At 62.6% G+C, this 7173-nt stretch carries 5 protein-coding genes and 2 pseudogenes; all 7 read right to left on the reverse strand.

The window, feature by feature from the left end; genetic code table 11:
• Nucleotides 1-788: 2-oxo-tetronate isomerase (gene otnI / locus HLUSI_RS0115025; RefSeq protein WP_016834769.1), on the reverse strand; the 788-nt coding region annotated here is incomplete at its 3' end.
• Nucleotides 789-854: 66 nt separating this feature from the next.
• On the reverse strand, nucleotides 855-2180 hold the full coding sequence (locus HLUSI_RS0115030) for an MFS transporter (RefSeq protein WP_016834770.1): 1326 nt from the start codon (nucleotides 2178-2180) through the stop codon (nucleotides 855-857).
• A 147-nt stretch (nucleotides 2181-2327) separates the two neighbouring features.
• Nucleotides 2328-2525: pseudogene (locus tag HLUSI_RS0115035) on the reverse strand (hydroxypyruvate isomerase); the annotation flags it as partial.
• Between the two features lie 66 nt (nucleotides 2526-2591).
• Nucleotides 2592-3917: an MFS transporter gene (locus tag HLUSI_RS0115040; protein ID WP_016834770.1), complete on the reverse strand. Its 1326-nt coding sequence runs from the start codon at nucleotides 3915-3917 to the stop codon at nucleotides 2592-2594.
• Nucleotides 3918-4130: 213 nt separating this feature from the next.
• On the reverse strand, nucleotides 4131-4781 hold the full coding sequence (gene otnC / locus HLUSI_RS0115045; RefSeq protein WP_016834772.1) for a 3-oxo-tetronate 4-phosphate decarboxylase: 651 nt from the start codon (nucleotides 4779-4781) through the stop codon (nucleotides 4131-4133).
• Nucleotides 4778-6064, reverse strand: a complete 1287-nt coding sequence (gene otnK / locus HLUSI_RS0115050; RefSeq protein ID WP_016834773.1) for a 3-oxo-tetronate kinase — start codon at nucleotides 6062-6064, stop codon at nucleotides 4778-4780. The genes otnC and otnK overlap by 4 nt, the downstream gene beginning before the upstream one ends.
• A gap of 30 nt (nucleotides 6065-6094) precedes the next feature.
• Nucleotides 6095-6987, reverse strand: a pseudogene (ltnD, locus tag HLUSI_RS28820) (L-threonate dehydrogenase).
• Between the last annotated feature and the right edge of the window lie 186 nt (nucleotides 6988-7173).

Below are 7173 nucleotides of genomic sequence, written 5' to 3' on the forward strand. Positions count from 1 at the left end.
GTCAGTCCCTGCGCCGCCAGCGCCTTGAGCCAGCCGAGGCCGTCCGAGGTCGCCGCCGCCGGCACGTACTCGCAACCGATCCAGCCCTTGTAGCCCAGCGAGTCGATCAGCTTGAGCAGGTAGGGATAGTTCAGCTCGCCGATATCCGGCTCATGACGCTCCGGCACGCCCGCGACCTGGATGTGACCGACGCCGGCCATGTCGCGCTTGAGCTTGACGGCGACGTCGCCTTCGACGATCTGGCAGTGGTAGCAATCGAACTGCACCTTCAGATTCTCTGCGCCGATTTCTGCGCAGATGGCTTGCGCGTCGTCCTGGCGATTGAGGAAGAAGCCCGGGATGTTGCGCGTGTTGATCGGCTCGATCACCACGGTCACGCCGGCCAGGTCGGCATGATGGGCGGCGTACGACAGGTTGTCCATGTAGACCGCGCGATGTTTGGCGCGATCCTGGTCGGGACGGATCAGGCCGGCCATCACGTGCAGCGTCTTGTTACCGATGACTTCGACATATTTCAGCGCGGTCTCGATGCTGCGCTTGAATTCGTCTTCGCGGCCGGGCAGCGACGCGATGCCGCGCTCGCCGGCCGCCCAGTCGCCCGGCGGTGCGTTGAACAGCGCCTGCGTCAGGCCGTTGGCGTCGAGGCGCGAACGGATTTCTTCCGGCTGGAAATCATAGGGAAACAGGAACTCGACGCCGCTGAAGCCATCTTTGGCGGCAGCGGCGAAGCGATCGAGGAAAGCATGCTCGTTGTACATCATGCTCAGGTTGGCGGCAAAGCGCAGCATCGTGGTCTCCTTGGAATAGTGGCGCGCACTTGCTACAGTGCGCGCCGGATAAGTCTAGTGTGAAACTTACTTGTTCACCAGCTTCGGCGAAGTCTTCAACACCGCAGCAGAACCGATCACCAGCATGATCGCCAGCATGTACATGCCAGTCGCGCCGCTGTGGGTCAGGTCCTTGAGGTAACCGATCAGGTACGGGCTGACGAAACCGGCCAGGTTGCCGACCGAGTTGATGGCGGCGATACCGACAGCGGCCGCGGCGCCCGACAGGAACGAGGTCGGCAGCGACCAGAACAGCGGTGCGCAAGTCAGCACGCCCGCAGCGGCCAGCGACAGCGCGGCGATCGAAATTGCGGTGTTGTCGGCGAACAGCGCCGCACCGACGAAACCGACTGCCCCCATCAGCGCCGGCACGATCAGATGCCAGCGGCGTTCGCGGCGCGCGTCGGCGCTGCGGCCGATCAGGTTCATCGCGATGATGGCGCAGCCGAACGGAATCGCGCTGAGCAGGCCGATGTGCAGGTTGCCGGTGACGCCGGTGGCTTTCACCAGGGTCGGCATCCACAGCGTCAGGCCGTACTGGCCCATGACGAAGCAGAAGTAGATCAGGCACATCAGCCAGACGCGCTTGTCGCTGACGATGTCGGCGAAGGAATGCACGCTTTCCTTGCCCTTCTGGTCGGCGGCGATTTCATCTTCCAGCAATTTCTTTTCGCCGGCGCTCAGCCATTTCGCCTTGGCGATGCCGTTGTCCAGGTACGCCAGCGTGGCCAGGCCGATCAGCACGGCCGGGACCGCTTCGATCACGAACATCCATTGCCAGCCGTGCATGCCGGTGGTGCCGTGGAAGGCGTCCATGATCCAGCCCGACAGCGGATTGCCGAGGATGCCGGCGACCGGGATGCCGGACATGAAGACGGCGATCACCTTGGCGCGGCGATGCGACGGATACCAGTAGGTCAGGTACAGGATGATGCCGGGATAGAAACCGGCTTCGGCCAGGCCCAGCAGGAAGCGCAGCACGTAGAACTGCATCGGCGTTTCAACGTACATGAAGGCGGCGGACAGGATGCCCCAGGTGATCATGATGCGGGCGATCCAGACGCGCGCGCCGACCTTGTGCATGAGGATGTTGCTCGGCACTTCGAACAGGAAGTAGCCGAGGAAGAACACGCCGGCGCCGAGGCCGAAGACGGTTTCGCTGAAACCCAGGTCGACCGACATCTGCAGCTTGGCGAAGCCGACGTTGACGCGATCGAGATAGGCGATCACGTAACACAGCATGAGGAAAGGCATGATGCGCCAGAATACCTTGGCGTAGACACGGTTCTGTTCTTGTTCGTTGGCGCTGGTGTTGACAGCCGGTGCGGCGCCGATGTTGGTTGATGCAGTCATGCTACGACAATCTCCTGTTGATTATGTTGATATGCAGCCGCTCCCACGGCCGCTGGTTTAAAAATCTGACGTGCTGATACAAAATCGGCTGGCGCGTGGCTGGCAAAAAAAAGTGAATGCTGCGGCCGGGATACCGGCCTGAAAAAACCAGTCGCCCGGCGGTGCGTTGAACAGCGCCTGCGTCAGGCCGTTGGCGTCGAGGCGCGAACGGATTTCTTCCGGCTGGAAATCATAGGGAAACAGGAACTCGACGCCGCTGAAGCCATCTTTGGCGGCAGCGGCGAAGCGATCGAGGAAAGCATGCTCGTTGTACATCATGCTCAGGTTGGCGGCAAAGCGCAGCATCGTGGTCTCCTTGGAATAGTGGCGCGCACTTGCTACAGTGCGCGCCGGATAAGTCTAGTGTGAAACTTACTTGTTCACCAGCTTCGGCGAAGTCTTCAACACCGCAGCAGAACCGATCACCAGCATGATCGCCAGCATGTACATGCCAGTCGCGCCGCTGTGGGTCAGGTCCTTGAGGTAACCGATCAGGTACGGGCTGACGAAACCGGCCAGGTTGCCGACCGAGTTGATGGCGGCGATACCGACAGCGGCCGCGGCGCCCGACAGGAACGAGGTCGGCAGCGACCAGAACAGCGGTGCGCAAGTCAGCACGCCCGCAGCGGCCAGCGACAGCGCGGCGATCGAAATTGCGGTGTTGTCGGCGAACAGCGCCGCACCGACGAAACCGACTGCCCCCATCAGCGCCGGCACGATCAGATGCCAGCGGCGTTCGCGGCGCGCGTCGGCGCTGCGGCCGATCAGGTTCATCGCGATGATGGCGCAGCCGAACGGAATCGCGCTGAGCAGGCCGATGTGCAGGTTGCCGGTGACGCCGGTGGCTTTCACCAGGGTCGGCATCCACAGCGTCAGGCCGTACTGGCCCATGACGAAGCAGAAGTAGATCAGGCACATCAGCCAGACGCGCTTGTCGCTGACGATGTCGGCGAAGGAATGCACGCTTTCCTTGCCCTTCTGGTCGGCGGCGATTTCATCTTCCAGCAATTTCTTTTCGCCGGCGCTCAGCCATTTCGCCTTGGCGATGCCGTTGTCCAGGTACGCCAGCGTGGCCAGGCCGATCAGCACGGCCGGGACCGCTTCGATCACGAACATCCATTGCCAGCCGTGCATGCCGGTGGTGCCGTGGAAGGCGTCCATGATCCAGCCCGACAGCGGATTGCCGAGGATGCCGGCGACCGGGATGCCGGACATGAAGACGGCGATCACCTTGGCGCGGCGATGCGACGGATACCAGTAGGTCAGGTACAGGATGATGCCGGGATAGAAACCGGCTTCGGCCAGGCCCAGCAGGAAGCGCAGCACGTAGAACTGCATCGGCGTTTCAACGTACATGAAGGCGGCGGACAGGATGCCCCAGGTGATCATGATGCGGGCGATCCAGACGCGCGCGCCGACCTTGTGCATGAGGATGTTGCTCGGCACTTCGAACAGGAAGTAGCCGAGGAAGAACACGCCGGCGCCGAGGCCGAAGACGGTTTCGCTGAAACCCAGGTCGACCGACATCTGCAGCTTGGCGAAGCCGACGTTGACGCGATCGAGATAGGCGATCACGTAACACAGCATGAGGAAAGGCATGATGCGCCAGAATACCTTGGCGTAGACACGGTTCTGTTCTTGTTCGTTGGCGCTGGTGTTGACAGCCGGTGCGGCGCCGATGTTGGTTGATGCAGTCATGCTACGACAATCTCCTGTTGATTATGTTGATATGCAGCCGCTCCCACGGCCGCTGGTTTAAAAATCTGACGTGCTGATACAAAATCGGCTGGCGCGTGGCTGGCAAAAAAAAGTGAATGCTGCGGCCGGGATACCGGCCTGAACCGGTGTCCCGTTGGATTGGTTTTTGTTCTTGTTGAAGCCGTAGCGCTCAACCGCGCAATGGATCAGCGGCTACCAGCGCGCGTTGAATACCTCGCGCAATTCGGTCAGCGCCGCGTCGTCCAGCGGCGCGACATTGCCGCCCGCCAGATGCCACAGCCTGGCTGTTTCTTCGAGCTCTTCCAGCGCGCAGGCCGCCTTGGAAACCGAGCTTTCCCATACTACTGGGCCGAGACGCTCAAGCAGCACGCCGCGCACTTTGCCGGCGAGCTGCTTCACCTGTTCAGCGACCAGCGGATCGCCCGGACGGCGATAGGCAATGAAAGGGATGTGCCCCACCTTCATCACGTAATACGGCGTGATCGGCGGCAGCACATCGTCCTGCGACCACACGCCCGTGATCGTCAGTTTGACCAGGTGGGTCGAGTGCGTGTGCACCACGGCGTGCATCTCCGGATTGTTGTCGTAGACCATGCGATGCAGCGCCAGCGTCTTCGACGGCTTGTCGCCCGAGACCCGGTTGCCAGCGGCGTCGACCTTGGCGATCTGCGCCGGATCGAGGAAACCGAGGCAGGCGTCGGTCGGCGTGATCAGCCAGCCGTCGTCCAGACGTGCGCTGATGTTGCCGGCCGAGCCGACCGTATAGCCGCGCTGGTAGAGACTGGCGCCGGTGCGGCAGATCTCTTCGCGCAGTTGGCTTTCCTTGCTCACGCCCGGACTCATTGCGTTTCTCCGGCGAGGAAGCGCAGCGCCTTCTCGAAGAAATCGACGCTGCCGAAATTACCCGACTTGAGCGCCAGCGCCAACGGCTGGTCGTCGAGCGTGGCCGTCGCCGGCACGCCCGGATCGATCTGCGGTCCGATGCGCAAGGCGCGCACATCGAGCGCCTGGACGACAGCGCCGGAAGTTTCGCCGCCGGCCACCACGAAGCGGCGCACGCCGCGTTCGCGCAGACCCCTCGCGATATCTGCCAGCGCCTGTTCGACCAGATGTCCGGCCTTGGCGACGCCGAGTTCCTTTTGCACCGCTTTGACTTCGTCAGGTGTGGCGGTGGCGTAAATCAGCACCGCTTCCTTGCTGATGTGTTCATCGGCGAACGCCAATGCTTGCGCCACCACGGCTTCGCCGCGCGCCAGGGCCAACGGATCGATGCGCCAGGCAGGATGCCTGGCCGTCCATTCGGCGACTTGCGCGTTCGTAGCTTTCGATGCGCTGCCGGCCAGCACAGCCGACAAGCCGCCGACCTGCGGCAGTTGCGCGGCTTCGGCGCTGGCGTGCAGCAAGCCGGCGCGACGGAAATTCTCCGGCAGGCCGAGCGCGATGCCGGAGCCGCCGGTGACCAATTTTAATTCTGCGCAAGCTTCGCCCAGCACATACAGATCGCGATCCGATACCGCATCGGCGATCGCCATCTTGACGCCGTCGGTGCGCAGCGCGGTGAAGCGTTCGGTCACGGCAGCAGCGTCCTTGGCCACGGTGTCGTAGCGCACCAGGCCGACCTTGGATTCGGTCTGGCGTTGCAGCACGCGCACCAGGTTGGCGTCGGTCATCGGCGTGAGCGGATGGTTTTCCATGCCTGATTCATTGAGCAAGCCATCGGCAACGAACAGGTAGCCGCGATAGATCGTGCGACCGTTTTCCGGGAAGGCCGGGCAGGCGATGGTGAAGTCGGCGCCCAGTTCCTTCAGCAGCGCGTCGGTCACCTGGCCGATGTTGCCGGCGTCGGTCGAGTCGAAGGTCGAGCAATACTTGAAGAAGAATTGCGTGCAGCCTTGCTGCTGCAACCAGCGCAGCGCGGCCAGCGATTGTTCGACCGCTTCGGCGGCGGGAATCGTGCGCGACTTCAACGCGATCACCAGCGCATCGGCGGCGACCGCCGGCAACTGTTCGGGAATGCCGATGGTTTGCACCGTGCGCATGCCGCCGCGCACCAGCATGTTGGCTAGGTCGGTGGCGCCGGTGAAGTCGTCGGCGATGCAGCCGAGCAGAGGTTTGGCTTGAGACATGATGAACTCCGGATTGCTTGGTTACTGTTTTTACTGTTTTGACGGCGGCAGGTCGATGCCGGGGAAAATCTTGATCACGGCGGAATCGTCTTCACCGCCGTGGCCGGCGGTGGACGCCATCATGAACATCTGATGCGCGGCGGCCGACAGCGGCAGCGGGAATTTGCTGCGGCGTGCGGTGTCGAGCACCAGGCCCAGGTCCTTGACGAAAATATCGACCGCCGACAACGGCGTGTAGTCGCCCTTGAGGATGTGCGGCACACGGTTTTCAAACATCCACGAATTGCCCGCGCTATGCGTGATGACCTCGTACAGCGCATCGGGATCGACGCCTTCGCGCAGGCCCAGCGCCATCGCTTCCGCCGATGCGGCGATGTGCACGCCGGCCAGCAGCTGGTTGATGATCTTGACCTTGGAACCGATGCCGTGCGTGTCGCCCAGGCGATAGACCTTGCCGGCCATGCCCTTCAACACGTCTTCGATCCTGGCGTAGACCTCGGCGGGGCCGGAGGTCATCATCGTCATCTCGCCCGATGCGGCGCGCGCGCGCCGCCGGACACCGGTGCGTCCAGCAGCAGCAGATCTTTTTCGGCGAGACGCTGGCCCAGTGCAACAGCGAAATCCGGCGCCACGGTGGCGCTCGAAATCACCACGCTGCCCGGCTTCAATGTGGAAGCGGCGCCGTTCTCGCCGAACAGTACGGTGTCGGTTTGCGCGGCGTTGACCACCAGCGTGATGATCACATCGACTGCCTTGCCCATCTCGGCAGGCGAGGCGCAAGCGATGCCGCCGTCGGCGGCGAACTTGTCGAGCACTTCCTTGCGCACGTCACAGGCGTGCACCTTGAAACCGGCGCGCAGCAAAGAACGGGCAACGCCCAGGCCCATGGCGCCCAAACCGATCACACCTACATTTTTTGACATTGTCGACTCCGATAAATTTAACGGCGCTGGCCGGGACCGGATGGCCTCTCGTTTTACTGCGCCTGGTTGGAAATGGTTGAATCGTCGAGATTTTCAGGCCTGGCTCAGCCGCCTTGCCGCATTGAACATATGCGTCTGCGCGGCCGATTGGCGGCAATCGTCGCCACCGGTGCGCTGTACTGGATT

The organism is Herbaspirillum lusitanum P6-12, from assembly GCF_000256565.1.
Classification (GTDB): Bacteria; Pseudomonadota; Gammaproteobacteria; order Burkholderiales; family Burkholderiaceae_D; genus Herbaspirillum; species Herbaspirillum lusitanum.

Excerpts from the sequence above, each read along its gene's own strand:
- HLUSI_RS0115030 (WP_016834770.1), bottom strand. The coding sequence starts at position 2,180 with ATGACTGCATCAACCAACATCGGCGCCGCACCGGCTGTCAACACCAGC.
- HLUSI_RS0115040 (WP_016834770.1), bottom strand. The coding sequence starts at position 3,917 with ATGACTGCATCAACCAACATCGGCGCCGCACCGGCTGTCAACACCAGC.
- otnC (WP_016834772.1), bottom strand. The coding sequence starts at position 4,781 with ATGAGTCCGGGCGTGAGCAAGGAAAGCCAACTGCGCGAAGAGATCTGC.
- otnK (WP_016834773.1), bottom strand. The coding sequence starts at position 6,064 with ATGTCTCAAGCCAAACCTCTGCTCGGCTGCATCGCCGACGACTTCACC.